The sequence below is a fragment of the Polaromonas sp. P1_E3 genome (assembly GCF_056405935.1).
In genome coordinates this window covers 1-1,001 of the sequence record NZ_JBFUBD010000682.1, presented here as the reverse complement: position 1 = coordinate 1,001, position 1,001 = coordinate 1, and the positions used below count along the sequence as shown (strand labels likewise).

The following is a 1,001-nucleotide window of genomic DNA, read 5'->3' as shown; positions in this document are numbered from 1 at the left end:
ATCCTTGCCCCCATAGTAAGGATCGGGCACCACCGGGCTGTCGTGCTTTAAACAGAACTCCGTCAACCTGCGTACCTTGCCGAGGTGTTCAGCCGGAAACTCTTCCTGAATCAAAGCCAGGTTGTCCCAATCCATGGCCAGAATCAAGTCGTGGCGTTCAAAATCTGAATCCGAAATTTGCCGGGCTCTCAGGGCTGACAGGTCGTAGCCGCGCTTGACGGCATGGGCTTGCGAGCGTTCGTCGGGCGGATTGCCGGGGTGGTAGTTGTGGGTGCCGGCGGAGTCGACCTGGATTTGATGGGCCAGGCCGCGATCTTTGACTTTTTGCAGGAACACGCCGTGAGCTGTGGGGCTGCGGCAGATGTTGCCCATGCAGACGAAGAGGATGGAATAGCTGGCGGCCATGGCAACCTGTCAAGGCGTTGTTGAAGGCAACAGAATACGGAACTGGATCAGGTAAGGCGTTTTGACCCAAGCACCGTCCAGGTGATCCGGGCCCATAGCCAGGTTTGTCCATCTGTCAGACATGTCCGCCGTGGCTATAAAGGACTGTATGTAGCTGCCGGACCAAGTACACAAAGACGAAAAGCTTTCCTCTCCCTTATCTACCGCAGCTCGAATGTTCGCTCCATAGTTGACTTGCAGCTTGTGACCTGACGGGAGACAAATGGCAAGCCGTCGTGACTTGGCTTGAGGCCCGGAACTCATGAGGTATCTGCCCCTTGGATCATGCGGCACGACGTAGCCGCGATCCATAACTCCGATTGAATCAGACTCTGAGGCGAGTGAGTAAAACAGTACCTTGCCGGTCTCGCCTGGCACGCCTGTCTGGCTTGTGATTCGACACTGCTTCTCCCCTCGATAAGCTGCATTAGTAAGAGCGCTTCCCTGATTCTCAAAGTCGCAGGCATATCCCTCTCTGACTTCCAGCACGAAAGGCTGCGATTCATGCTGGTCTTGCTGTGCAGAGGCCGGCCTGCAAAAGGCCGTCGCCAGCAAAC

At 55.9% G+C, this 1,001-nt stretch carries 2 protein-coding genes; both read right to left on the bottom strand.

The features are described 5' to 3' along the window. The coding region (locus tag AC1D0Z_RS22760) for a low molecular weight protein-tyrosine-phosphatase (RefSeq protein WP_477660401.1) at positions 1–405 on the bottom strand (405 nt) is incomplete at its 3' end. A 9-nt stretch (positions 406–414) separates the two neighbouring features. Next, positions 415–1,001, bottom strand: a 587-nt coding sequence (locus AC1D0Z_RS22755; RefSeq protein ID WP_477660400.1) for a hypothetical protein, incomplete at its 5' end; no start/stop codon positions are given.